Source organism: Methylibium sp., assembly GCF_965279545.1.
GTDB lineage: Bacteria > Pseudomonadota > Gammaproteobacteria > Burkholderiales > Burkholderiaceae_C > Methylibium.
In genome coordinates this window covers 3353362-3374564 of sequence record NZ_OZ257250.1, presented here as the reverse complement: position 1 = coordinate 3374564, position 21203 = coordinate 3353362, and the positions used below count along the sequence as shown (strand labels likewise).

The 21203-nt window shown below is 69.7% G+C and carries 20 protein-coding genes; 13 read left to right on the top strand and 7 right to left on the bottom strand.

What is annotated here, in order from left to right; genetic code table 11:
- Positions 1-35: 35 nt before the first annotated feature.
- On the top strand, positions 36-458 hold the full coding sequence (locus ACQY9S_RS15880) for a universal stress protein (RefSeq protein ID WP_428420912.1): 423 nt from the start codon (positions 36-38) through the stop codon (positions 456-458).
- A 22-nt stretch (positions 459-480) separates the two neighbouring features.
- On the opposite strand, the gene ACQY9S_RS15875 is transcribed toward ACQY9S_RS15880, so the two are convergent.
- Positions 481-1095: a TetR/AcrR family transcriptional regulator gene (locus tag ACQY9S_RS15875; protein ID WP_428420911.1), complete on the bottom strand. Its 615-nt coding sequence runs from the start codon at positions 1093-1095 to the stop codon at positions 481-483.
- Between the two features lie 206 nt (positions 1096-1301).
- Here ACQY9S_RS15875 and ACQY9S_RS15870 point away from each other — a divergent pair, with 206 nt between their 5' ends.
- Genes ACQY9S_RS15870 through ACQY9S_RS15855 form a run of 4 tightly spaced genes read left to right on the top strand, consistent with a single transcriptional unit; the run spans position 1302 to position 4367 of the window.
- Positions 1302-2996: a thioredoxin fold domain-containing protein gene (locus ACQY9S_RS15870; protein ID WP_428420909.1), complete on the top strand. Its 1695-nt coding sequence runs from the start codon at positions 1302-1304 to the stop codon at positions 2994-2996.
- Between the two features lie 23 nt (positions 2997-3019).
- Positions 3020-3388 (top strand): glutaredoxin, encoded by a 369-nt coding sequence (locus ACQY9S_RS15865; protein ID WP_428420907.1) that lies wholly within the window; start codon positions 3020-3022, stop codon positions 3386-3388.
- Between the two features lie 8 nt (positions 3389-3396).
- On the top strand, positions 3397-3864 hold the full coding sequence (locus ACQY9S_RS15860; protein ID WP_428420906.1) for a MaoC family dehydratase: 468 nt from the start codon (positions 3397-3399) through the stop codon (positions 3862-3864).
- Positions 3861-4367, top strand: coding sequence for a flavin reductase family protein (locus tag ACQY9S_RS15855; protein ID WP_428420904.1), 507 nt, complete (start codon positions 3861-3863; stop codon positions 4365-4367). Before ACQY9S_RS15860 ends, ACQY9S_RS15855 begins: the two co-directional genes overlap by 4 nt.
- 109 nt (positions 4368-4476) lie before the next feature.
- Here ACQY9S_RS15855 and ACQY9S_RS15850 read toward each other — a convergent pair whose 3' ends face one another.
- Both ACQY9S_RS15850 and ACQY9S_RS15845 read right to left on the bottom strand, forming a co-directional pair.
- The gene (locus ACQY9S_RS15850; RefSeq protein WP_428420902.1) at positions 4477-4734 is read right to left on the bottom strand and encodes a hypothetical protein; all 258 of its coding nucleotides are present in this window, start codon (positions 4732-4734) and stop codon (positions 4477-4479) included.
- A gap of 250 nt (positions 4735-4984) precedes the next feature.
- Entirely contained in the window at positions 4985-6787 is a 1803-nt protein-coding gene (locus ACQY9S_RS15845; RefSeq protein WP_428420901.1) for an ABC transporter substrate-binding protein, read from the bottom strand.
- Between the two features lie 171 nt (positions 6788-6958).
- On the opposite strand from ACQY9S_RS15845, the gene ACQY9S_RS15840 reads away from it, so the two are divergent.
- The 5 genes from ACQY9S_RS15840 (at position 6959) to ACQY9S_RS15820 (ending at position 12637) form a co-directional block, all read left to right on the top strand.
- Positions 6959-7897, top strand: a complete 939-nt coding sequence (locus tag ACQY9S_RS15840) for an ABC transporter permease (protein ID WP_428420899.1) — start codon at positions 6959-6961, stop codon at positions 7895-7897.
- Positions 7894-8952: an ABC transporter permease gene (locus ACQY9S_RS15835; protein ID WP_428420898.1), complete on the top strand. Its 1059-nt coding sequence runs from the start codon at positions 7894-7896 to the stop codon at positions 8950-8952. The genes ACQY9S_RS15840 and ACQY9S_RS15835 overlap by 4 nt, the downstream gene beginning before the upstream one ends.
- Positions 8949-10676, top strand: coding sequence for an ABC transporter ATP-binding protein (locus ACQY9S_RS15830; protein ID WP_428420896.1), 1728 nt, complete (start codon positions 8949-8951; stop codon positions 10674-10676). Before ACQY9S_RS15835 ends, ACQY9S_RS15830 begins: the two co-directional genes overlap by 4 nt.
- 137 nt (positions 10677-10813) lie before the next feature.
- Entirely contained in the window at positions 10814-12169 is a 1356-nt protein-coding gene (locus ACQY9S_RS15825) for an esterase/lipase family protein (RefSeq protein WP_428420894.1), read from the top strand.
- Between the two features lie 219 nt (positions 12170-12388).
- Entirely contained in the window at positions 12389-12637 is a 249-nt protein-coding gene (locus tag ACQY9S_RS15820) for a hypothetical protein (protein ID WP_428420892.1), read from the top strand.
- 354 nt (positions 12638-12991) lie between these two features.
- On the opposite strand, the gene ACQY9S_RS15815 is transcribed toward ACQY9S_RS15820, so the two are convergent.
- On the bottom strand, positions 12992-15490 hold the full coding sequence (locus ACQY9S_RS15815; RefSeq protein WP_428420890.1) for an ATP-binding protein: 2499 nt from the start codon (positions 15488-15490) through the stop codon (positions 12992-12994).
- Positions 15491-15567: 77 nt separating this feature from the next.
- Entirely contained in the window at positions 15568-16650 is a 1083-nt protein-coding gene (locus tag ACQY9S_RS15810) for an alkene reductase (RefSeq protein ID WP_428420888.1), read from the bottom strand.
- A gap of 101 nt (positions 16651-16751) precedes the next feature.
- On the opposite strand from ACQY9S_RS15810, the gene ACQY9S_RS15805 reads away from it, so the two are divergent.
- Both ACQY9S_RS15805 and ACQY9S_RS15800 read left to right on the top strand, forming a co-directional pair.
- The gene (locus ACQY9S_RS15805) at positions 16752-17591 is read left to right on the top strand and encodes an HDOD domain-containing protein (RefSeq protein WP_428420886.1); all 840 of its coding nucleotides are present in this window, start codon (positions 16752-16754) and stop codon (positions 17589-17591) included.
- 121 nt (positions 17592-17712) lie between these two features.
- Positions 17713-18720, top strand: a complete 1008-nt coding sequence (locus tag ACQY9S_RS15800) for an ABC transporter substrate-binding protein (RefSeq protein WP_428420884.1) — start codon at positions 17713-17715, stop codon at positions 18718-18720.
- A 17-nt stretch (positions 18721-18737) separates the two neighbouring features.
- Here ACQY9S_RS15800 and ACQY9S_RS15795 read toward each other — a convergent pair whose 3' ends face one another.
- Positions 18738-19508 carry a response regulator gene (locus ACQY9S_RS15795; RefSeq protein ID WP_428420882.1) on the bottom strand — a complete coding sequence of 257 codons (771 nt, stop codon included), beginning with the start codon at positions 19506-19508 and terminating at the stop codon, positions 18738-18740.
- A gap of 181 nt (positions 19509-19689) precedes the next feature.
- Between ACQY9S_RS15795 and ACQY9S_RS15790 the strand changes: the two genes are divergently transcribed.
- Positions 19690-20175, top strand: a complete 486-nt coding sequence (locus ACQY9S_RS15790) for a glutathione peroxidase (RefSeq protein WP_428420880.1) — start codon at positions 19690-19692, stop codon at positions 20173-20175.
- Between the two features lie 8 nt (positions 20176-20183).
- Here ACQY9S_RS15790 and ACQY9S_RS15785 read toward each other — a convergent pair whose 3' ends face one another.
- The gene (locus tag ACQY9S_RS15785) at positions 20184-21203 is read right to left on the bottom strand and encodes a DUF6976 family protein (protein WP_428420878.1); all 1020 of its coding nucleotides are present in this window, start codon (positions 21201-21203) and stop codon (positions 20184-20186) included.

Here is a 21203-nt window from a genome sequence, read left to right as displayed (position 1 = left end):
CACTGGCAGCCCATCCGGCAAGAGGAGCGAGAACCATGAAGATCCTGGCAGCCGTCGACGGCAGCAGCTACACGAAGCGCATGCTCGGCTACCTCACGGCGCAGGCCGAGTGGCTGGTGGCAGGGCACGACATCACCGTGCTGACCGTCAACGCAGCGGTGCCGCCGCGGGCCGCGGCCGCACTCGATCGCGAGATGCTGCAATCGTATTACGAGGACGAGGCCGAGAAAGTGTTCAAGCCGATCCGCAGCTTCTTCGCGAAGCAGGGCGTGACGGCCACGTTCGTGCGCAAGACCGGGCATGCCGCCGAGCTGATTGCCAAGACCGCCGAGTCGGGCAAGTTCGATCTGCTGCTGCTCGGTTCGCACGGCCACGGCGCGTTGTCCGGCCTCGTGATGGGTTCGGTCACTGCCAAGGTCCTGGCCAGTTGCCGAACGCCGGCACTGCTGATCCGCTGAACCCTGCCGGCAGCGACCGCCCTCAGGCCCGGGCGCCGACGAGGCCGTGGAAGCAGGAACGCAACAGCCACTCGATGATCTGCTCGTCGCTGTGCTGGCCGCCGGCCTTCAAGAGACCGGGCACCGGATCGCAGGCGCGCGCGAACAGCGTGTAGAGCACCACCTCGGCCGGTAGCTGCCGGTCGATTTCGCCGTCGGTCTGCGCTGCAGCGATCCATGCGCCCAGCCGGTCGCTGACCTCGAACAGGCGATCGAGATAGATCCGGTTGGACACCAGCGCGTTGCGCAGCGTCGAGTTCTGCGCCGGCAGCGAAGGCATCTCACCGGCGAGCTGCACTTGCAGTGTCCAACGCGCCGCCGCCTGCAGTCGAGCGATCGGGCGCAACCCATCGTCGAGGGCCAGCTTCTCTAGGAAAACCAGCGCCCGCTCCAGAACGCGAATCATCGCCGCGGCGGCCAGTTCTTCCTTGGAGGTGAAGTGCTTGTACAGGCTCGCCTTGGCGATGCCGACGTCGGCAGCGACCTCGTCCACCGTCATGGCCTCGAAGCCCTTTTCGGCCAGCAGCCGGTTGACCGACGACACGATCGCGTCCTCGCGTGCACGCAGCATCTGTTCCCGGAACGCGCTTCTCGCCATCCCTAAATTGTAGGAGGCCCGCACAGCGGCCGTACGGGCGGGTCGCACGGCAACCGGCGGGTCGTCGCGCGTCCGAACGACAGGCTGTCCCGTTGCCGCCGAGCGGTGTTCGCGCGGCAGCCTCCGGCGCCGACGATGGGCCTGACGGCGCCGGGCCGACGCGGCTCTGAGACACTCGAAGCTTGCCAGCTTGGATCGCCTCGAACATGCGTCTGTCCCCGTCTTCAGCGACTTGGTTCTGCGGTCTGGCCGCGGTGCTGATGGCGGCGGCTTGCTCCAAGACGCCGGACGCCGGGCCCGAGAGCTCGACCACGCGCGACGCCCTCCAGGCGGCAGTGACCCCGGCGGTGGTCGCCGCGGTCAGTGCCGGCAGCGCTCTGGAGCCTGGCGTGCGCTGGCGCAGGCCGCGTACCGAGGCCGATGTCGAGAGCGCCTTCGCCGAGGCCCGTGCGCAGGGACTGCCGGTGTTCGCGTATTGGGGTGCGGTGTGGTGTCCGCCGTGCAATCAGGTCAAGGCGACGCTGTTCGGCCGCCCCGATTTCATCGAGTCGAGCCGCCGTTTCGTGCCCCTCTACCTCGATGGCGATCTGCCCGGCGCGCAGAAGCTGGGCGCGCACTTCAAGGTGCGCGGCTACCCGACGATGATCCTGTTCCGCCCGGACGGCACCGAACTGACGCGCCTGCCCGGCGAGGTCGATGCGCAGAAGTACCTGCAGATGCTCGACCTGGGCCTGGGCGCCGCGCGGCCGGTGAAGCAGTTGCTGGCCCAGGCGCGGTCGGCCCCGGCACAGCTGAGCGCCGACGAGTGGCGGCTGCTCGCCTACTACGCCTGGGACACCGACGAGCAGCAGGTGCTGCCCGCGGCGCGGCGGGTCGCGACGCTGACTTGGCTCGCACGGACCTGTCCTGTCGCGCAGGCGGAGGCGCGCACCCGCTTGCTGCTGAAGTCGCTTGCCGCGCAAGCCGACGCCGGGCCTGCGACCGACCGGCGCAAGCCCGACGCGGCCGCGCGCGGGCAGGTGCTCGACGTGCTGGCCGACGAGCGGCTCGTGCGCGAGAACCTCGACCTCATCGGCAACTTCGCGCGTGAGATCACCGCGCTGCTCACCACTGGCGGCACGCCGCAGCGCGAGCAGATGGTCGGCGTGTGGGCGTCCACGCTGGACCGGCTCACCGCGGACCCGGGGCTGTCGCAGGGCGATCGCATGTCGGCGCTGATCTCGCGTGTGGCGCTCGCCCGGCTCGGCCCGGCGCGCGAGCCCGTGGACCCGGCGGGCCTGAGCACCGTCCTGATCGAACACGTGAAGCACGAGGCCGCACGGGCGGACCGCGAGGTGGCCGACGACGTCGAGCGCCAGTCGGTGATCCCGAGCGCGGCCCATGCGCTGGCGCAGGCCGGCCTGCTCGATGACGCGGACCGCTTGCTCGAAGCCGAACTGAAGCGTTCGCACAGTCCCTACTACGCAATGCTGGCCCTGGCCGCGAACGCCAGGCAGCGCGGCGACAAGCCGGCCGCGCTCGGCTGGTACGAGCGCGCCTACGCGGCCGCGCAAGGGCCGGCCACGCGGGTGCAGTGGGGGGTCGGCTATGTCAATGCGCTGGTCGATCTGACGCCCGAGGATGCGCAGCGCATCGCGCAGGGGGCCGGCAGCGTGCTGAACGAGCTGCGGGGACAGCCCGACGCGTTCTATGAGCGCACCGCGCGCTCGCTCGAGCGCATGAGCGGCAAACTGCTGGCCTGGAGCCAGCGCGCGGACGGTGCGGCCGTGCTCGGCCGGCTGCGCGCGCAACGCGACGACCTGTGCGCCGCGCTGCCTGCGGCCGATCCGCAACGACCCACTTGCCAGGCGCTGTTCGCAGTGCCCGCCGCAGCCCCCAAAGCGAATCCTCGCCCGGCCTGATCCGTTCCAGCTAATCTGACGCGATGTCCCGCCCCATCCTCGAAGCAACCCAGCTCCACCCCGCGATCCGCGATCGCATTGCGACCTATCACGCCGACATCGTGCACAACGTGCGCGCGGCGACGGTCTCGAATGCGATCCTGGTGGTCGGCATGGCCGGCAACCCCTGGTGCCGCCGAGCCCGCAAGTCCTTGGCGGCGGCCGGGCAAGGCCACCACTACCTGGAGTACGGCAGCTACCTTCGCGGCTGGAAGCCGCGCCTTGCACTGAAGATGTGGACCGGCTGGTCGACCTTCCCGATGGTCTTCGTGCGCGGCCAGTTCATCGGCGGGGCCCAGGACCTCGATCGGCTCATTGCCAGCGGCGAACTGCAACGCCTGCTGGCGACGTGATCTCGATCATGAGTACTCAGCCGCACTATTTCTGGGAAGACTTCGCCGTCGGCAGCACGCGCGAGTTCGGTGGCCACACGCTGACCCGCGACGAGATCGTGCGCTTCGCCAGCGAGTTCGATCCGCAACCCTTCCATCTCGATGAAGAGGCCGGCAAGCGGTCGCTGTTCGGCGGGCTCGCCGCCAGCGGCTGGCACAGCTGCGCACTGGTGATGCGCATGATGTGCGACGCCTACCTGCTCGATTCGTCCAGCCTCGGCTCACCCGGCCTCGAACAGCTCAAGTGGCTCAAGCCGGTGCTCGTGGGCGACACGCTGCGCGTGCGCATGACGGTGCTGGAGGCGCGCCCGATGGCGAGCAAACCACACATCGGCCTCGTCCGCACCCGGTGGGAAGCGCTGAACCAGCGCGACGACGCGGTGCTGGTGATGGAAGGCTGGAACATGTTCCGCCGCCGCGAAGGGGCGGCGCCGTGACGGCGCCACGAGCGCAGGCGCCCAGCTTCACCGCGGCGCACTTCCGGTCCGCCCTGGGCATGTTCGCGACCGGGGTGACCATCGTGACCGCGCGCACGGCCGAGGGTCAACGCGTGGGCCTGACGGCCAATTCCTTCAACTCCGTGTCGCTCGCGCCGCCGCTGGTGCTGTGGAGCCTGTCGCGCAGCGCCGGCACGATGCCGGCTTTCGCGCGCGGTTCGCACTACGCGATCAACATCCTCGCGGCCGATCAGCGCGAACTCGCGGAGCGTTTTGCCAGCAAGACCGCCGATCGCTTTGCCGGCGTCGCATGGCGCGAGGGCGGCAGCGGGGCGCCGCTGATCGAGGGCGCCGCGGCCGTGTTCGAGTGCTTCAACCGGAGCCAGTACGAAGAGGGCGACCACATCATCTTCGTCGGCGAGGTCGAGCGCTGCAGTGTGAGCACCGGCGCGACGCCGCTGATCTTCCATGGCGGCCGCTATTTCAGCGAACTGCCGCTCTGAGCGGCCAGCTGCGCAGCGGCCGCACACAAAGACAAAGCCCGCCAGAGCGGGCTTTGCGAGCCGGAGGAATGGGTTCTCCGCCAGCTTGGAGCGTCCGAGCTTACCCCTCTCAGTTCCGGCGGCTGCGGCGACTGACCACGAGACCCATGACCAGGAAGGCGGCCAGCAACTGCACATAGGTACCGGGCTCCGGCAGCGCGGCGAAGTCGAGTGACTCTTCCGTCGTTCCTGCCGTGCGGGCCTGAGCCTGTTCGACGGTTGCGGCCTGCGCGGCGACGCCGGCGGTGACCGCCGTGGTGCCCGCGCTGGCGGCGCCTGCCACCAGCAGCGCGGCGCTGACGATCAGGGTCTGGATGGTTTTGTTCATTGGGGGTGCTCTCGCTGTTCGGTTGACCGGCGCTGTTGCGCTGTCATTGAGCGAGAGTCTGTCTGCCGGGCCGGCCGCGCGCAGCCCCCCTTTCGCGGGTGCCGACCCCCATGGCTCAGGGGGGCCGATCGATGCTTTGTGAGACTTGAGGCGGGCGCGCGTGAAGATGTCACGCCGAGCGTTGGCGCCGCAGCTTTCCGATGCGTGATCGAGGCGGGCCGATCACCGGGCACACCGACGCGGCGATGGCTCAGCGCACGGCCGGACGCTGGCTCGGATCGATGTCGACGTACTGCCACCAGTCGAGCCAGAACGGCGCGCGCCGGTAGCCGACGACCCAGGGGTAGGCCAGGTCGGTCAGGATGCGGTGCACGTGCACGCGGTAGGGTGCATAGGCCACGAGCAACTTGGTGGCCTGGTCGAACAGCGCCTGGCGCTCGGGTCCGTCGGGCAAGGCGTTGAGCTGCTCGTAGACCTTGTCGAAAGCGGGCAAGGTGAAGCGCGCCAGGTTGCCCTTGCCGACCGAGGGGCCGTAGCCGCGCTCCAGCGAGCCCTGGCCGTCGGGCGACCCCGCGCTGGAGCCGACGCGCCACAGCATGAAGCGGCCCACGCGCGCTGCCTTCAGGTTCTCGGGCCACTGCGCCGTCTGCAGCACCGCGCGCAGGCCCAGCGCGTCCATGTTCTTCTTCCACAGTTCGTCGAGCTGGCGCGAGGCCTGGTCGGACTGGGTCTTCATCTCCAGCACCAGCGGCTTGCCGTCGGGTTGTTCGCGCCAGCCGTCACCATCGCGGTCGACGTAGCCGTACAGGTCGAGCAAGGCCTTCGCGCGCGGCAGGTCGAACTCGCCCATCTCGGTGCGCAACTCGCTGCGGTAGCCGCTCGTCAGCGGCGGCATCATCGACTGCGCCGCGATCGCCTGGCCGCGCCGCACCAGCTGGATCTCGCGAGCGATGTCGGTGCCCAGCACCATCGCGCGGCGCAGCGCCACCTTCTCCGGCGTGTAGCCGCCGACCAGCGGGTCTTCCATGTTGAACACGGTCAGGGTCACGTCGGCGCCCGGCACCCGGAACATCTGCATGCCACGCTTGGCCAGATTGGGTGCCAGCGTGCCGCCCGGCACGGCCTGGTCGACGAACTCGTTCGGCAGGCGTTCCAGCAGGTCCTGCTCGCCGCTCAGGAAGGCCAGCCAGCGCGGCTGCGATTCCTCGATGACCGCGAGCTCCACGCGGTCCACCATCGGCAGCCGCCGGCCCTTGAAGCGCTGCAGCAGCGCCTGACCGTCGGCGTCGTCGGCGTTCGGCTGCGCGTCGTAGAACACCTCGCGAAAGCGTGGGTTGCGCTCCAGCACCATGCGCGAGCTGCGCCGCCATTCGGTGAGCCGGAACGGCCCGGTGCCCACCGGGTGTTCCATGATCTTGTCGCCGTAGGCCTCGACCACCTCGCGCGCGACGGCGCCCATCACGTCGGATGCCCAACCGTAGAGGTGACGCGGGCGCGATTCGCGCAGCTTGACACGCAGCGTGTAGCGGTCGAGCGCCTTCAGGCCCTCGACCTCGCGGTCGTAGTCGAAGGCTTGCCCCTTCAGCGCGGCGTCGCGCAGTTCGCGCAGGCCGACGATGCCCTCGTCCTCCAGGCTGGGCTGGGCCGGGCTCTTGAGTTTGGGGTCGTAGATGCGCTTGACCGAGTAGACATAGTCCTGCGCAGTCAGCTCGCGCGGCTTGCCCTTGAAGGCGGGGTCGTCGGCGAAATGGATGCCCGGCTTGATGTGGAAGGTGAAGCTGCGGAAGTCGTCCGACACCTCGGGCATCGCCGCCGCTGTCGAAGGCCTGAGCTTGTAGGGGCGTGCCAGGTGGTCGTAGGCCAGCGGCGCTTCGAAGATGTGGGCGGTGACGATGCGCGAATAGAGGTCGCTCAGCTGCGCCGGGTCGAAGCCGGTTTCTGCGGCCGGGAGGGCGTAGCGCAGGACCTTGGGTTCGGCCGCGATGGCCGCAGCGGCCGTGTTGAAGGCGACAGCGGCGACCAGCAGTGCTCGGAGGGTTCGCGTGAAGCTCATGTTCGGCAGGCGGCGGCAGATCGGCGTGTGCGGCATGCTATCTTGGTCATTCCGCACCGACCCGGCGCCGCTGGCACGGGCGTCCCAGGCCCTAGACTCGCGCCTGCACACACCCGTCGGCGGGACCGCGCTGCGCGGCCGCTGCGACCCGTTTCCTGGAGTGCTTCGGCGATGGCGGCCTACCTGATCCGGCGCCTGTGGCAAATGATCCCGACGCTGGTCGGGGTCGTGCTGCTGGTGTTCTTCCTGTTCAAGACCTTCGGGGGCGACCCGGCCGAGATCCTCGGCGGCCTCAATGCCAGTGCCGAGCAGGTCGACGCGATCCGCGAGCAGCTCGGCCTGAACAGGCCGGTGTGGCAGCAGCTGTGGATCTTCGTGCAGCAGATCGTCACCTTCGACTGGGGCAGGAGCTGGGCCACCAACGAGGCGGTCAGCTCGCTGTTCGCGAGCCGCCTGCCGGCCACGCTGACGGTGATGACGCCGATCCTGCTGCTCGACGTGCTGCTGGCGATCCCGTTCGCGCTGGCCGTCGCCCACGTGCGCGGTTCGCTGACCGACCGCGCGATCATGGTCGTCACCACCATCGCGCTGTCGATCAGCTTCCTGGTCTACGTGATCGTCGGCCAGTACCTGTTCGCGTTCCGGCTCGGCTGGTTCCCGGTGCAGGGCTGGAGCGACAGCGTGTGGACCAATCTCGCGGTCTACGCGCCGCTGCCGGTGCTGCTGGCGGTGATGGTGGGCCTCTCGCCGCAGATGCGGCTGTACCGCAGCTTCTTTCTCGACGAGATCGGTCAGGACTACGTGCGCACCGCGCGCGCGAAAGGTCTGACGGAGACCCGCATCCTGCTCAAGCACGTGCTGCGCAACGCAATGATCCCGATCCTGACCAATGTCGCGGTCGCGCTGCCGGGCATCTTCGTCGGCTCCTTCCTGATCGAGACCTTCTTCTCCATCCCCGGCCTGGGCCGCGAGGTGCTGCTCGCCGTCAACCGCAGCGACTACCCGGTCATCCAGGCGGTCACGATCTATATCGCCGTCATCACGATGCTCGTCAACCTGCTGACCGACGTGCTCTACAAGCTGGCCGATCCGCGGGTGGTGCTGAAATGAGCGCGCTGCCGATCGATGCAGTGCCCGTCGTCGCCGCCGGCGTGGCGCGCTCCGAGGGCGTGTGGGTCGCCGCTTGGCGGCGTCTGCGCGGCGACCGTGTCGGCATGGTGTCGCTGGCGGTGGTCGCGGCCTTCCTGGTGCTGGTGTTGCTCTCGGGGCTGGGTGTCGTCGCGAGCGGCTGGCAAGCCGAGATCGGGGCGCCGAACGCGCCGCCGGGCTTCCTGGGGCCGGCGCCGAAGGCCGCCGCCGCGGCGGTCGCGGTGCCGCAGGGGCCGGTCCTCGACCTGTCCGATGTCGATCCGCTCGCGCCGCGCTACGCCGAATGGGCCGAGCGCGCCAGGCAGTTCAGCCGCGCCGAGACGCCGCGTGCCGAGACGCTGCCGTTCGGCGCCGACCGGCTCGGCCGCGACGTGCTGGCCAAGGTGATCAAGGGGGCCGAGATATCGATCCTGGTCGGCGTCTCGGCGGCGCTGCTGGCCACGCTGATCGGCACCGTGCTCGGTGCGCTGGGCGGCTTCTTCGGCGGCAAGGTCGGCGACCTGCTGGAGTGGGTCTACAACGTCTTCACGTCCATCCCCGGCATCCTGCTGATCTTCGCGTTCGCGGCGGTCACCGGCCGTGGCGTCGGCTCGGTGGTGCTGGTTCTCGGGCTCACCGGCTGGACCGGCATCTACCGCCTGGTGCGCGCCGAGTTCCTGAAGCACGCGGTGCGCGAATACGTGCGCGCGGCCGAGGCGATCGGTGCCTCCACCGCATCGCGCATGTTCCGCCACATCCTGCCGAACGTCAGCCACGTGGTGCTGGTGCAGTTGTCGATCCACGTCGTCGGCTTCATCAAGGCCGAGGTCATCCTCAGCTACCTCGGCCTGGGCGTCAGCGTCGACCAGGTCAGCTGGGGCACGATGCTGGCCGAAGCGCAGGGCGAGCTGCTGCTCGGCCACTGGTGGCAGCTGGCGGCGGCGACCGGCTTCATGGCGGTCTTCGTCACGGCCTTCTCGCTGCTGACCGACGCGCTGCGCGATGCGCTCGACCCGAAGCTGCGAGGCGCCGAATGAGTGTCCTGCTGAGCATCGACCAGCTGCGCGTGAGCTTCCGTCTCGGCCGCGGCGCGGCGGCCAGCCGCATCGAGGCGGTCGGTCGCGGTGAGCAGGGCGTGAGCTTCCAGATCCCCGAGAACACCACGGTCGCGCTGGTCGGCGAATCGGGCTCAGGCAAGAGCGTGACGGCGATGGCGGTGCTGAACCTGCTGCCCGAGAACGCCGAACGCCGCGGCTCCATCCGCTTTCGCGGCCGTGAGCTGCTCGCGGCCGGGCCGGCCGAGCTGCGCGCGCTGCGCGGCCGCGAGATCGCCTGCGTGTTCCAGGACCCGATGAGCTCGTTGAACCCGGTGTTCACGGTCGGCCAGCAGCTCGTCGAGCCGCTGCGGCTGCATCTCGGACTCGGCCGCCGCGCCGTGCACCAGCGTGCCGAGGCGCTGTTGAACGAGGTCGGTCTGCCCGATCCGAAGCGCCGGCTCGGGGCCTATCCGCACGAGCTGTCGGGCGGCCAGCAGCAGCGCGTGATGATCGCGATGGCGATCGCCTGCGAACCCAGGCTGCTGATCGCCGACGAGCCGACCACCGCGCTCGACGTGACGATCCAGCGGCAGATCCTCGAGCTGCTGGCCGGGCTGAAGGAGCGGCACCGCATGAGCATGCTGTTCATCAGCCACGACCTCGGCGTGGTCGGCGAGATTGCCGACCAGGTGGTCGTGATGCGGCAGGGCACGGTGCGCGAGCAGGGTCCGGTGGCCGCCCTCTTCACCGCACCGCAGGACGCGTACACCAAGGCCCTGCTGGCCTGCCGCCCGACGCTGGCGCCGCCGCCAGCGCGGCTCGCGGTGATCGACGATCACCTCGCAGCACCTGCCGGCGGCGAGACCGCGCGGGCGGCCAAGCCGAAGGACCCGGACGCCCCCGTGGTGCTCCAGGTCGAATCCTTGAGCAAGAGCTTCTGGCTGCGCTCGGGCGTGTTCGGCCGCAAGGCGTTCCAGGCTGTCAAGGACGTGAGCTTCGAGCTGCGGCGCGGCCACACGCTGGGCCTCGTCGGCGAATCGGGTTCGGGCAAGACGACCGCCGGCCTGGCGCTGCTGCGCCTGCACGAGGCGAGTGGCGGACCGACGGGCGGCCGTGCGGTGTTCCGCAGTGCCCGGGGCGGCGCGCCGCAGGAACTGCTCCAGCTCGACAAGTCCGGATGGCTGCCGATGCGCCGTCGGCTGCAGGTGGTGTTCCAGAACCCCTATGCCTCGTTGAACCCGCGCTTCACGATCGGACAGACGCTGGTCGAGCCGATGAGCATCCACCGGCTCGAGCGGGACGACGCGGCGCGCGAGGCCAAGGCACGCGCGCTGCTGGTCAAGGTCGGCCTCGACGCCGACGCCTGGAGCAAGTACCCGCACGAGTTCTCCGGCGGCCAGCGCCAGCGCATCGCGATCGCGCGCTGCCTGACGCTCGAGCCCGAGGTGCTGGTGCTCGACGAGGCGGTGTCGGCGCTGGACGTGTCGGTGCAGGCCCAAGTGCTGAACCTGTTGCGCGACCTGCAGGACGAGCTCGGCCTCGCCTACCTGTTCATCAGCCACGACCTCGCGGTGGTGCGTTTCATGGCCGATGAGGTGCTGGTGATGAAGGATGGCGAGGTCGTCGAGCGCAATGGCGTCGAGGCGCTGCTGAGCGCGCCGCGCGAGGCCTACACGCAGCGGTTGCTGGGGGCCATTCCGCGCGGTTACCGCCCGGCTCCCTGATTCGCGCGCGGTTACCGCGCGGCCACCGGGTCTGCGCGCGGCTGTCGCGTCGCTTCGGGCCGCTGGCGCTTTGGCCACCGCCGGTGCAGCATCGCGCCATGAAGGCGGGCGGCACGCGATGGAGGCGCCGGGCGGGCATGGCCCTGCTGGCTGTCGGTTTGTTGCTCGTTGCCTGTGGCGACGCGCCGCGGCCCGACTTGAAGCGGCTCTACCAGTTCGGCATGGGCAGCGCCGACACGGCGCCGGTGATCCTGATCCCCGGCGCCTTCGGTTCGCGGCTGCGCGACCGCGTCACCGGCGAGGAAATCTGGCCCGGCCCGTGGTGGCGCATCCTGTTCTCGGCCTATCCCGGGATCGCGCTGGAGATCGACCCACAGACCAACACGCCGCGCCCCTCCAGGCTGGAGGCCTACGACATTGCCGAGCGGGCCTTCGGACGCGACTTCTACCGCCCGATCATGGAGACGCTGTCGCGCCATGGCGGCTACAAGCGCACGACGGTCGGCACACCGGTCAAGAAGGGTGAGCGCCGCTTCTACGTCTTCAGCTACGACTGGCGCCAGGACAACGTGACGAGCGCCCGCGCGCTGCACGAGCTTATCGAGGCGGTACGGCGCGACCACGGCGATCCGTCGCTGCGCGTCGACCTGGTCGCCCACAGCATGGGTGGCCTGATCGCCCGCTACTACCTGCGCTTCGGTACCCGCGACGTGCTCGACGGCCAGGCGCAGCAGGTCACGATGGAAGGTGCGTCGCGGGTGCGCAAACTGGTGCTGCTGGGCACGCCCAACCTCGGTTCGGTCAGCTCGCTGCATGCCTTCCTGAGCGGCGAGCCGGTCGGACTGCGCCGCATCGCGCCGCGCACGCTGGCCACGCTGCCCAGCGGCTACCAGCTGTTCCCCCACCCGCTGGCGAGCTGGCTGATCGGGATCGACGGCCGGCCGCTGGCCGACGAGCTGTTCGACGCCGAGACCTGGCAGCGCCACGGCTGGTCGGTGTACGGGCCGGGGGCGCTCGCCGATCCGGCCGAGGAGGCCGCGCTGCGGCGCTACTTCGTGCACCAGCTCGAACGCGCACGGCGCTTCGCCTGGATGCTGTCGGTTGCCGAGCCGGTGTCGCCGATCCGCTATGTGCTGTTCGGCGGCGACTGCCACCTGACGCCGGCACGGCTGCTGGTCGAGCCCGAGGGCGGGCGCGATGCGACGCGGCTGGCGCCGTCGCAGATCCGGGCACCGCGCGCCGGCGTGCCCTACGACGAGCTGATGCTCGAACCCGGCGACGGCCGCGTCACCAAGCCCTCGCTGCTGGCGCGCGAGACGCTGGACCCGAGCGCACCGCAGCACGAGGACAGCTTCCTGCCGGTGGCCTACCCCTTCTTCCTGTGCGAGCACCACAACGCGCTGACCGGCAACATCAACTTCCAGGACAACCTGCTGGGCGTGCTGCTGACGCGCCACCTGCCGTGGGAGAGCGGCCACGGCGAGACGCCGTGAGCGTTTTCCGGCATGCCGCTCCAATGAGCGCTCCCGCAGTGACGCTGCGCGGCCGCGGCTGACCGAAAGCGTCGGCCGTGTAACGGCATTGCATCGCCGCACGAAGCCCTTTCGGGGGCGGCCTGTGATGCATTGCACGGCCGCCACCGCCGGGCGCAGAGTGTTGCGGCTGGCACACAAGATGCACCTGCGAGCTCCACACAGCAGGAGGAGTCCCGCATGGCACTGAGCATCAAATCACCGCTTCGTTCCAGCCCCGCACGTGGCGGTTCGCTCGGTGCGGTGTCTTCGTTGCTGCGCCTGGCCGCGCGCGAGCGCCAGGTCAGCAGCGCCGGCCCGACCTGGCTGTCCGGGCTGACGCGGGCGCTGCGCGCCGGTGGCTGCGGCTCGGGCCGTGGCGCGCGCCCACTGCATGCGGTCTTGGCCGGCGGCGATTTCGCGCCGAGCGAGTGGTTCAACGCGCGCTGAAGCGCTTCGCGCTTCGCACAGATCCTTCACATCCTCCTCGCCATGATCGCCCCGCGCTTCAAGCTCGCTTCGACGGCCGCCTTCAGCGGCTCGCGCGAGGCCAGCACGAGCGCTGCGCAATCGGGCCGGGGACCGGTGCTGCCTTCCCGCAGCGCACCGCGGCAGCTCACGCTGCCCTGGGGTGTCTCGCCAGCAGTGCCGGCACGTCAAAAGTTGCGGACCGGTTGACGTCCAAGAGGGGGCGGGCGGGTCGGGGTGGATGAGAGCGAGCCCCTGACCACCACGTCCCGCCCCCTTTCTTTTTTCATTTCCCCTGCTGATCCGCGCCGGCCTGCGCCCGCGCCGCCACGGCCTTCAGCGACCGGGCCGTTTCACGGCCAAGTGGCGGTCGAGGCAGCGCAGCAGCTCGGCCACATCGACCGGTTTGGTGAGGTATTCGTCGAAGCCGCTTTCGCGCGCGGCACGCACGTTCTGCGGCAAGGCATCGGCCGACAGCGCAATGCGCGGCACGTGGGCCAGTGCGGCGTCGTTGCGCAGCGCGGCCAGCACGTCGAGCCCGGTCATGTCGCCCAGGTGCATGTCGATCAGCAACAGGTCGGGCGGATGGCTGCGCGCGCTGGCGATCGCCTCGCGGCCGTTGTGCGCCACGCGCAGTTCGCAGCCGCTGCGCAGCAGCAACAGCTGCTGCACCAGTTCGATGTTGAGCCGGTTGTCCTCGGCGTACAGCACGCTGTGCGACGTGCTGTCTGCTGCTGCGGGCACGAGATTCACCGCAGTCACCTCGGTCGGCGCGGACGGGGACTGCGCGCGCGGCAGCTCGATGCCGAAGGTCGAGCCACTGCCTGGTTGGCTGTGCACGCTGATGCGGCCGTTCATCAGCTCCACCAGCCGCAGCGTGATCGCCAGGCCCAGCCCTGTTCCTTCGATGCTGCTGCGCTCGGCGCCCAGCCGGTTGAAGGGTTCGAACAAGTGCATCTGTTGCGACGGCGTCAGGCCCGTGCCGGTGTCCGTCACGGCGAGGCGTACCGTGTGCTCATCGACGGCCTCGGTCTCGACCACGACCTGCCCGCCCGGGCGGTTGTACTTGACCGCATTGCTCAGCAGGTTGACCAGCACCTGACGCAGCCGCGTCGGGTCGGCCTGCACCTGCAAGTTGCCGCTGGCGCGCTGCAACAGCGTGACGCCGCCGGCACGCGCCGTCGGCAGGACCAGCGCAAAGGATTCGTCGACCAGGGCGCGCACGCTGATCGCTTGCAGCGTCAGCAGCAGACTGCCGGTTTCGATGCGCGACAGGTCGAGCACGTCGCCGATCATCGCCAGCAGGTGCTGTCCGGCCCGTTCGATATGGCCCAGGCGCGCACGCTGGCCGTCCTGCAGCGGCGCCTGCGGGTCGCCGAGCAGCAGCTGGGTGAAGCCGAGCACGGCGTTGAGCGGCGTGCGCAGCTCGTGGCTCATGCGCGACAGGAACTCGGTCTTGGCCTCGTTCGCGCGTGCCGCCGCCTGCGCGCTCACCAGCGCCGCGTCGGCACACTTGCGTTCGGTGATGTCGCTGATATAGCCGTGCCAGGTGGTGCTGCCGTCGGGCAGCCGCTCCGGCGAGCCATGGGCCTCGACCCAGCGTCGACCCCGCACGGGCAGATCGACCTCGAACTCGATCGACCAGGCAGTGAGCTCCTGCCCGGCCCGCTCCAGCGTTTCCCAGACCCGCTTGCGCTGGCCCTTGGCGACGCGCTCGATCATCAGCCGCGCATCGTTGCGCACCGCGCCGTCCGGCTCCAGCTCGAACAGCTCGCGCAGGCCGCGGCTGGCGTACGGCACCCGGGCGATGCCCTGGGTGTCGACGTTGAACTGCAGCAGCACGCCCGGTACGCGGTCGGCCAGCTTGGTGAACAGCGCCTCGCGCTCCTGCAGCGCGACCTGGGCATGGCGGCGCTGGTCGATGTCGAGCACCACCGTGACGGCGTGCAGGAAGCGCCCCTGGGCGTCGAACGCCGCCGACGCGATGATCTGCACCCACAGAATGCTGCCGTCGGGACGCAGGTAGCGCTTCTCGTGGCTTGCGCCGCCCTCGTGCGGCAGCGCTCCGGCCACCAGGCGCCGCAACAGGTCTTCGTCCGCGGCGATATCGTCGGGGTGCGTCAGTTCCTGGAAGCGCATCGACAGCAGCTGTTGGCGCGGGCGGCCCACGATGTCGCAGAAGCGTGCATTGACCTCGAGCAGCCGTCCGTCGGACGCTGTCTGCGCGATGCCCGCGCCCGCCATCTCGAAGCTGCGGCGCCAGCGCTCCTCGCTCACGCGCAAGGCGGACTCGGCTGCGCGTCGCTGGCGGTCGATCTGCACCGAGGCGATGATGCCGGCCATGCTCTGGAACAGCGGATCGAGTTGCGTCAGCAAGGCCTCGTCGTAGCCGGGCTGGCGGTTCGCGAGCCCGATCATGCCGACCAGCTCGCTCCCGTAGTGCAAAGGCACGCCGAGGAAGGTGTTCAGCGCCGTGTGACCCGGGGGCAGGCCGCCGCCGCTGCGCGGATCGTTCGGCGCATCGTTGGCGATCACCGGCTCTTCCGTGACCAGCGCCGCACCGAAGAGCGTCTGGAGATTGTGAAACTCCATGCCGCTGATCCGCTCACGCTCCACCATGGCGCGTGAGTCGGCATCCCAGGCGATGTTGCTCAGCGTGAAGATCTTGAGATAGGGCCCGCCGTCGGTGTCGCGCCACACCTCGGCGATGAAGCCGTACTCGCTCTGGCCGAGCCGCAGCAGCTCCGGCAGCAGCGCATCGAACACGCGGTGCGGTTCGGCACTGCGCACGAAGCGCGACTGGAGCTGTCGGATGAGCGCGCCCAGTTCAGACATGGCGGCGGGTGCGAGGCAACGGCATCGTGGACAAGGTACACGATGCTAAGTCAGGCCCGCGGCGGCGGTCGCCCCTTTCAGGCTGCTTCGAGCGCCGGGTAGTCGGTGTAGCCCTTGGCGCCGCCGCCGTACAGCGTATCGCGGTCGAGCGTGGCCAGCGGCGCGTCCACGCGCAGGCGCTGCACGAGGTCGGGGTTGCTGATGAAGGGCCGGCCGAAGGCCACGACGTCGGCGGCACCCGAAGCCACGGCGTCGAGCGCCATCCCACGGTCGTAACCGTTGTTCACGACCCACGGCGCCTTCACCCGTGCGCGCAGTGCCTCGTAGTCGAACGGCGCCACGTCGCGCGGACCGCCGGTGGCACCCTCGATCACGTGCACGAAGGCCAGCTTCAGCGGCGCCAGTTGCTCGGCCACGTGGTTGAACAGGGCCTGCGGATCGGAGTCGACAGCGGCATCGTTGGCCGGCGTCACCGGCGACAGGCGCAGGCCGGTGCGACCGGTGCCGATCTCTGCGGTCACGGCTCGCATCACCTCGAGCAGCAGGCGTGCGCGGTTCTCGACCGGGCCGCCATAGGCGTCGGTGCGGTGGTTGGTGCTGTCGCGCAGGAACTGCTCGAGCAGGTAGCCATTGGCGCCGTGCACCTCGACACCGTCGAAGCCGGCCTCGATGGCGTTGCGCGCCGCCACGCGGTACTGCTCGACGATGCCCGGCAGCTCTTCGAGCGCCAAGGCGCGCGGCGCCGACACGTCCTCGAAGCCCTTGCTGGTGAAGGTCTTGCTGTTGGCGCGGATCGCCGACGGTGCGACCGGCACCTCGCCTTCGGGCAGCAGCGACACATGGGAGATGCGCCCGACGTGCCAGAGCTGCACCACGATCTTGCCGTCCCGCTCATGCACCGCGCGCGTCACGGCCTTCCATCCTTCGACCTGCTCGCGGCTGTAGATCCCCGGGGTGTCGAGGTAGCCCTGGCCGAGCGGCGAGATCTGGGTCGCCTCGGTGACGATCAGGCCGGCGTCGGCGCGCTGGCGGTAGTACTCGACGGCCAGCGGCGAGGGCACGCGCCCGGCGCTGGCACGGTTTCGTGTCAGCGGTGCCATGGCGATGCGGTTGCGGAGCTCGATATCGCCGAGGCGCACGGGGTCGAACAAGCTGCTCATCTGCAAATCCTTCACGGAACAAGTTGTGCGCACTCTAGGAGCTGTGCAAAAGGCGTGCTGCGGCAAGCTCTCTCGATCCGTGCTTGCGCCTAGGATCGCGCATGTCCATCGATTCCTCCCTGCGCGCCCTCGACATCGACCTGCCGGCCTGCCCGCAGATCCTGGTGCAGCTGTCGATGCTGATGCACGACGAAGACGCGAACCTGCAGTCCATCGCCGGCCTGATCGAGACCGACATGGCGCTCGCCTCGGCGGTCGTGCGTTCGGTCAATTCGGCCTTGTTCGGCCTGCTGCGGCGTGTCGAATCGGTGCCTGAAGCGGTGCGCTACCTCGGTACCCGCGAAGTCTCGGCGCTGACCTTCGAGATCGGCCTGCGGGGTGCCTTCCCGCCCAGCCCGCTGCTCACCGCGCTGTGGGCCCGCGCAGGGCGCCGCGGCTTGGCCATGGGGCGTGCGGCCCCCTCGCTCGACATCGATCCCTGGCTCGCGCACACCGTCGGTCTGTTCGCCGAAAGCGGCCAGGCCGCGCTGGTGGCACACGATGCACCGGGCTACGAGGCCCTGGTCGCTGCCACGTCCGACTCGCTGGCGCAGCTCGACGCCGAAGTCGCCGCCTACGGTTTGAACCATGCCGCGCTGGGCGCGGCGCTGTGCCGTGCGTGGGGTCTGGCCGGCGACGTGGCCGCCGGCGTTCGCTTGCGTCCGATGGCCTTGCGCAGCCTGGTCGCGCCGCAAGGCGACGATTTCGCGGCCCCGTGGCTGACCGAGCCCCTGTCAGTGCAGCGCCTGCTCGCCCTGGGCGCGGTCGTCGATGCGGCGCTCGAGGGCAGCGGCGACGACATGCTGGCCCGCGCCGCCACGGTCCTCGGCCCGCTGGCCGGGATCGACGCCGCGTTGCTGCACGAAGCCGTGGCCGCCAGCGTCGCGCGGCTCGGCGACTAGCCGCGCTGGCCGCGGCGTCTCGTACGCCAGCGCAGCGCAGGACGGCGGCAGCCGGCACCCGAGGCTGGCAGGATAGGGGGTCTGCGATGGACACCACCACCTTCTCGAAAGCCCGCTGCCGATGAAACGTCGCTCCCTCCTGCTGGCGGCGCTGTGCGCGGCCCGACCCGCCGTTGCCGCCGACAAGGTGGTGTTCGCCACCAACTGGCGGGCCCAGGCCGCGCACGGCGGCTTCTACCAGGCGCTGGCCGATGGCACCTACGCGCAGTACGGCCTGGACGTCCAGATCCGCCCGGGCGGCCCGCAGGTCAACAACCGGCCGCTGCTGCCGGCCGGGCGGATCGACTTCCTGATGACCGGCAACCTGCTGCACAGCTTCGACAACGTGAAGAACGGCGTGCCGACGGTGGTCGTCGCGGCGATGTTCCAGAAGGACCCGCAGGCGCTGTTCGCCCATCCGGGCCAGGGCATCAAGGGCTTCGACGACCTGAAGAAGGCGCCGGTGGCCTGGATCGCGAAGGACGCTCAGTTCACCTGGTGGGCCTGGCTCAAGAGCGAGCACGGTTTTCGCGACGAGCAGTTGCGGCCGTATGCCTACAACCTCGGCCCCTTCCTGGCCAACAAGCAGAGCATCCAGCAAGGCTATGCGGTCGAAGAGCCGATCTCGATCGAGAAGCAGGGGGGCTTCAGGCCGCTCACTTTCCTGCTGGCCGACCACGGCTTTTCCACCTATTCGACGCTGATCGAGGCCCGCGCCGAAACCGTGGCTCGCAAACCCGATCTGGTGCAGCGCTTCGTCGACGCCTCGATCGTCGGGTGGGTCACCTACCTCTATGGCGATCGCCACCAGGGCGATGCGCTGATCCTGCGCGACAACCCGGAGATGAGCGCCGAGACCATCGCGCGCTCGGTGGCCTTGATGAGGGACCTGGGCATCGTCGACTCCGGCGATGCGCAGACGCTGGGCATCGGTGCCATGAGGCCCGAGCGCATTCGCGACTTCCACGACAAGATGGTCAAGGCCGGGCTCTACCGCCCCGCAGAGGTGGATCTGGACAAGGTCGCCACCACGCACTTCGTGAACCGCGGGACTGGCGTCGCGCTGGCCCGGCAGTTGAAGGGCCGCTAGCCCGCGCCGGCGCCGCGCTAGCGCGCGCGCCGACGCCGGTTGCTGCAGCTGCGCAGCACGGCGACCAGCTCGTTCGCGTCGATCGGCTTGGCCAGGAAGCCATCGGCGCCGGCGATCGTCGCGCGCACGCGGTCGCTGGGCGTCACCTGCGAACTGATCAACACGACGGTCGGTGCGCCCTTGCGGCGCTGCTTGATCTGCTGGCACAGCGCCAGGCCGTCCATGTCCTGCATCTGCACGTCGCCGAAGACGACACGGAAGCGCGCCTGCGCAATCTTCGCCAGCGCCTCCTCGGCGCTGGCCGCCACCGTGACGCGGCAGCCGAACTTCTCGAGCTGCACCTGCAGGAAGCGGCGCGCGATGTCGGTGTCGTCGACCACGAGCACGTCGATGTCGAAGTGCGCCTCGGCGACGGGACGCAACTTCTTGGCGGGGCGCACCGCCGCGGGCCGGGGAGCGTAGGGGTCGGCCACCGCCTGACGGGCCAGCATCAAGGTCTCGAGGGCGCGCGCCACCTGCCGCGCGTCGATCGGGCGGTGCAGGTGCATCACGGCGCCCGCCGGTACCTGCTGGCCGATGAACACGGCCCCGTCCATCCGGCCGGCAGCACGCACTTCCTCGACGGCGGCCGGCCGGTCGCCGTCGACGACGCAGAAATCGCTGTCCCCGAGCGACGGCGCGGGCTCGAAGGCCGGCGACTGACCGCCGGCGAGCCTGAAATAGCTCTCGAGCGCCTGCTGTTCGAAGGGGCTGAACCCCACCAGCGCTACACGGTAGCGTGGGGTCACGGGCAGCTCCTGGGTCGCGGACATGGCGGTTCGGTCATGCACTGCATGCTCAGCTGCGCCGGCAGGCCCGTCAATCCCAAGCTAGCCGAGGTGCCGCCCGCCCCCACCACCCTTGCCGCTGATGCAGTGGACTAGCATCGGTCTTTCCATTCGAGCGAAACCCATCCGAGGGCACCCGGCCATGACCACCGTCCACGACTTCGAAGCCCGGACGATCGGCGGTGAGACCGTCTCGCTCGCAGGCTACCGCGGCCAGGTGCTGCTGATCGTCAACACCGCCAGTGCCTGCGGCTTCACGCCGCAGTTCGGTGGTCTCGAGGCGTTGTGGAAGGCGTACGGCGACAAGGGGCTGGCGGTGCTGGGTTTTCCGAGCAACGAGTTCGGTGCCCAGGACCCCGGCAGCAACGAGGAGATCGCGAGCTTCTGCCGGGTGAACCACGGCGTCAGCTTCCCGATGATGGCCAAGATCGAGGTGAACGGGGCCCGGGCCCATCCGCTCTACCAGTGGTTGACCCAGGAGGCCAGGGGCCTGCTCGGCACCCGGGCGATCAAGTGGAACTTCACCAAGTTCCTGGTCGGCAAGGACGGTCGGGTCATCAGGCGCTACGCGCCCGCCGACAAGCCCGAGAGCCTGAAAAAGGACATCGAGGCCGCACTCGCGGCCTGAGGTTCCGCTCAGCCGCGGTCGATCGACAGAACGACCATGGTCTGGTTGAGCAGCTGATAGGCCACCTCGCCGAAGGTCATCGGGCCGGTGATCGGGCCGGTGCGCTTGCCCTCCAGGCCGGAGTACAGGTAGTTCAGGATGCAGTTGCAGCTCCAGATCACCTGCGCGCTGTCGGCCGGCAGCGCGCCGACCAGCGCCTGCTCGTAGTTCTCCATCGGCTTCGCGAAGCGGTACTCGATGTCGTCGAACACCGGTGCGTAGAAATCGACGCGGTGGTCGGCCTCGTCGATGCCCTTGAACGACACGTTGACCATCGCCCCCGAGTAGTTGGCCACCAGCGGCCAGCGGGGGTCGATCTTGTTGCGTGCCAGGTAGTCGGCGAAGTTGACCGGCTTGCCGTTGATCAGGCACTCGTGGGCATGGAAGCCGGCCTCGGGGAAGCGGATGCGGTCGCCGTCGCCCTGCTCGAACAGGTTGACGATGTCGAGCCGCGCCAGCTGGTCGTCCGGCAGCGGCACATGCATCACCAGCGCACGCTCGCCGTCGAATTCGCCGGTCTCGCCGTTGACGACCACCGGCGCGTTCTTGCCCAGGTCGTCGAGGTGGATGCCGGCGATCCAGCCCAGCAGCGGCTTCAGGTACATGTCCTCGTACTGCGGCGCCTCGCGCGCGAACTGCGAGTGCACCGCCGAGAAAGCCGGGATGATGATCAGCGAGTAGCCGTTCGCCGGCCCGTCGACGCAGACGTTGCGCAGCTTCTTGGCGTCGTACCAGCGCATGCTCGACTCGAGGCTGCCGCTGGGCAGGGGCGTGACGAAGACCTGGTCGCGCGTCGTGCGCCCGCCGTCCTGGCCCATGAAGTAGGGAATGCTGCCGCCGATCCACTGGCCGTGCGGCAGCTTGCGCAGCAGGGCCGCGTCGCCGGCGACCGTGTAGTGGCCCCGGCTGCGCAGCAGCACGCTGGCTTCCTCGACGGACATCAGGGCGCCGGTCGCCGGGCGCAGCGACGATGAAGGTCGTGCGGTCAT

Bases quoted from the DNA above. Each gene is read 5' to 3' on its own strand.
- ACQY9S_RS15880 (WP_428420912.1), top strand. From the start codon at position 36: ATGAAGATCCTGGCAGCCGTCGACGGCAGCAGCTACACGAAGCGCATG.
- ACQY9S_RS15875 (WP_428420911.1), bottom strand. From the start codon at position 1,095: ATGGCGAGAAGCGCGTTCCGGGAACAGATGCTGCGTGCACGCGAGGAC.
- ACQY9S_RS15870 (WP_428420909.1), top strand. From the start codon at position 1,302: ATGCGTCTGTCCCCGTCTTCAGCGACTTGGTTCTGCGGTCTGGCCGCG.
- ACQY9S_RS15865 (WP_428420907.1), top strand. From the start codon at position 3,020: ATGTCCCGCCCCATCCTCGAAGCAACCCAGCTCCACCCCGCGATCCGC.
- ACQY9S_RS15860 (WP_428420906.1), top strand. From the start codon at position 3,397: ATGAGTACTCAGCCGCACTATTTCTGGGAAGACTTCGCCGTCGGCAGC.
- ACQY9S_RS15850 (WP_428420902.1), bottom strand. From the start codon at position 4,734: ATGAACAAAACCATCCAGACCCTGATCGTCAGCGCCGCGCTGCTGGTG.
- ACQY9S_RS15845 (WP_428420901.1), bottom strand. From the start codon at position 6,787: ATGAGCTTCACGCGAACCCTCCGAGCACTGCTGGTCGCCGCTGTCGCC.
- ACQY9S_RS15840 (WP_428420899.1), top strand. From the start codon at position 6,959: ATGGCGGCCTACCTGATCCGGCGCCTGTGGCAAATGATCCCGACGCTG.
- ACQY9S_RS15835 (WP_428420898.1), top strand. From the start codon at position 7,894: ATGAGCGCGCTGCCGATCGATGCAGTGCCCGTCGTCGCCGCCGGCGTG.
- ACQY9S_RS15830 (WP_428420896.1), top strand. From the start codon at position 8,949: ATGAGTGTCCTGCTGAGCATCGACCAGCTGCGCGTGAGCTTCCGTCTC.
- ACQY9S_RS15825 (WP_428420894.1), top strand. From the start codon at position 10,814: ATGGCCCTGCTGGCTGTCGGTTTGTTGCTCGTTGCCTGTGGCGACGCG.
- ACQY9S_RS15820 (WP_428420892.1), top strand. From the start codon at position 12,389: ATGGCACTGAGCATCAAATCACCGCTTCGTTCCAGCCCCGCACGTGGC.
- ACQY9S_RS15815 (WP_428420890.1), bottom strand. From the start codon at position 15,490: ATGTCTGAACTGGGCGCGCTCATCCGACAGCTCCAGTCGCGCTTCGTG.
- ACQY9S_RS15810 (WP_428420888.1), bottom strand. From the start codon at position 16,650: ATGAGCAGCTTGTTCGACCCCGTGCGCCTCGGCGATATCGAGCTCCGC.
- ACQY9S_RS15805 (WP_428420886.1), top strand. From the start codon at position 16,752: ATGTCCATCGATTCCTCCCTGCGCGCCCTCGACATCGACCTGCCGGCC.
- ACQY9S_RS15800 (WP_428420884.1), top strand. From the start codon at position 17,713: ATGAAACGTCGCTCCCTCCTGCTGGCGGCGCTGTGCGCGGCCCGACCC.
- ACQY9S_RS15790 (WP_428420880.1), top strand. From the start codon at position 19,690: ATGACCACCGTCCACGACTTCGAAGCCCGGACGATCGGCGGTGAGACC.
- ACQY9S_RS15785 (WP_428420878.1), bottom strand. From the start codon at position 21,203: ATGACCGCACGACCTTCATCGTCGCTGCGCCCGGCGACCGGCGCCCTG.